2 protein-coding genes are annotated in these 1931 nt (G+C 66.9%); one reads left to right on the top strand and one right to left on the bottom strand.

The window, feature by feature from the left end; translation table 11 throughout:
• A partial coding sequence (locus tag DBR12_RS19505) for a GGDEF domain-containing protein (protein WP_369861685.1) occupies positions 1–1058 on the top strand: 1058 nt, incomplete at its 5' end.
• A 143-nt stretch (positions 1059–1201) separates the two neighbouring features.
• Here the strand turns inward: DBR12_RS19505 and DBR12_RS19500 are convergent.
• A partial coding sequence (locus DBR12_RS19500; RefSeq protein ID WP_108618750.1) for a M48 family metallopeptidase occupies positions 1202–1931 on the bottom strand: 730 nt, incomplete at its 5' end.

Genomic DNA, 1931 nt, shown 5'->3' with positions numbered 1-1931 from the left:
CTCCCCACCCTCCTCGGGCCTTCGCCATTCCACAGCGCGGATCCAGCCTGGCGGGCAAGGCCTACTGGGCCATGGTTCAGCGGGTGGCGCTGACGGCGGCTGTGATTGATGCGGGCTACATCGTGATGTTCTGGGTGCTGGGCTCGTGGCCGCTCACCCTGGTCAACGCGGTCAGCATTCTGATGTACCTGGGCGCCCACCAGCTGATAGCGCGGCGGCACAACACCGCCGGGCTGCTGCTGATCTGGGTGGAGGTGATCGGGCACTCTGCGCTGGGCTCGTTGCTGATCGGGTGGAACAGCGGCTTTCACTACTACCTGCTGATGTTCATCCCCGCCATCGTGGTCGCCAACACGCGCGGCACGGCCGCCCCCATGGTGCTGGCGCTGCTGGGCTACTACCTGGGCCTGCAGGCGCTGTGCGACCACCTGGGGCCGCTCACACCCCTGCCCGATCTGTCGGTGAAGATTGTGAACTGGGTCCACATCTGCCTGGTGTTTGCCATGTCTGCCGTGCTGTCAGCCTACTACCGGCGAACGGTGCTGGCGACCGAGGGTCGGCTGCGCAAACAGGCCACACGAGACCCACTGACCGGCCTGGCCAACCGCAGCCACTTCCACGCCCAGGCCACGCAAGCCCTGGCGCGCAGCCAACGCGACGGCACACCGGTGGCGCTCATGCTGTGCGACGTGGATCATTTCAAACACATCAACGATCAGCACGGCCACGCCGTGGGCGACGAGGTCTTGGTGGCCATCGCCAGAACGCTGGCGGAAAACCTGCGCGAAGGGGATGTGCTGGCCCGCTGGGGCGGTGAGGAGTTTCTGGCGCTCATGCCCGCGAGCCCCCAGGATGCCGCCTGCGCCACGGCTGAGCGTATTCGCGCACTGGCGGCCCTGGCGCCGCTGCAGGCGGGCAACACGTCAATTGCCCTGACCCTGTCGTTCGGTGTGGCCCTGGTGCTCAGCGCCGACGACCTGCAGCCCGCCATTGCGCGCGCCGACAAGGCGCTCTACGAAAGCAAGAACCTGGGACGCAACCGCGTTAGCAGAGGCTGAGAAGCTGCGAGCGGGCCGGCAGGCAGTGCAGGCCGCGCGCGGTGGGCAACCGAGCCTGCAAGGCGTGTGCGCGAAAATTCCGGCCCAAAAAGGCCCGCAGCGCTTTATCAGAAAGCGCTACTAGCTATATAAATAGCAGCGAACTATCCCCTGCCCCGAGCGGCCTCATAGAGGCCTTGCACCTTGGGCACGTTCAGCTCCAGCTCCTTGATGCGCGCAGGCCCCGAAGGGTGGGTGGACAAGAACGCCAGCCCGCCTTGCTTGTTGCCGCTGGCATTGCCCATCTTTTGCCACAGGCTCACGGCGGCCGAGGGTTGGTACCCCGCGCGGGCGGCCAGCTCCAGGCCCACCAGGTCGGCATCCGTCTCGTCCGAGCGGCTGAACTGCAGCGTAAGGAGCTGCCCGCCCAACCCCGCCGCCGCCTGCCCCAGGTCGCCCAGGCCCAGCAGCTGCGAGCCCAGGCGCAGCGCCATGTTGGTGCCCTGCGTCTTGGCGATGCGCTCGCGCGCGTGCTCGCGCAGCGCGTGGGCCATTTCGTGGCCCATGATCATGGCGGCCTCGTCATCGGTGAGCTTGAGCTGGTCGAGGATGCCGGTGTAGAAAGCGATCTTGCCGCCAGGCATGCAGAAGGCATTGATCTGCTGGCTGCCAATGAGATTGACCTCCCAGCGCCACTGCCGAGCACGGTCGTTCCACGGCGCGGTGAACGGAATGAGCCGCCTAGCGATCGCGTGCAGGCGCTGCAGCTGCGGGTGGTTGTCGGGCGCCAGCGCGCGCTTGGCGCGGGCTTGTTCCAGCATCTGGCGGTACTGCTGGGCAGCAGAGTTTTCCAGCGTCTCGGCGGGCACCAGCTTGCGCAGGCTGGATGACGAG

Origin of the sequence: Acidovorax sp. HMWF029, from assembly GCF_003060895.1 — a bacterium.
GTDB lineage: Bacteria > Pseudomonadota > Gammaproteobacteria > Burkholderiales > Burkholderiaceae_C > Acidovorax.
Note: the sequence above shows the minus strand (reverse complement) of the source record. Positions and strands in the feature narration are given on the sequence as shown.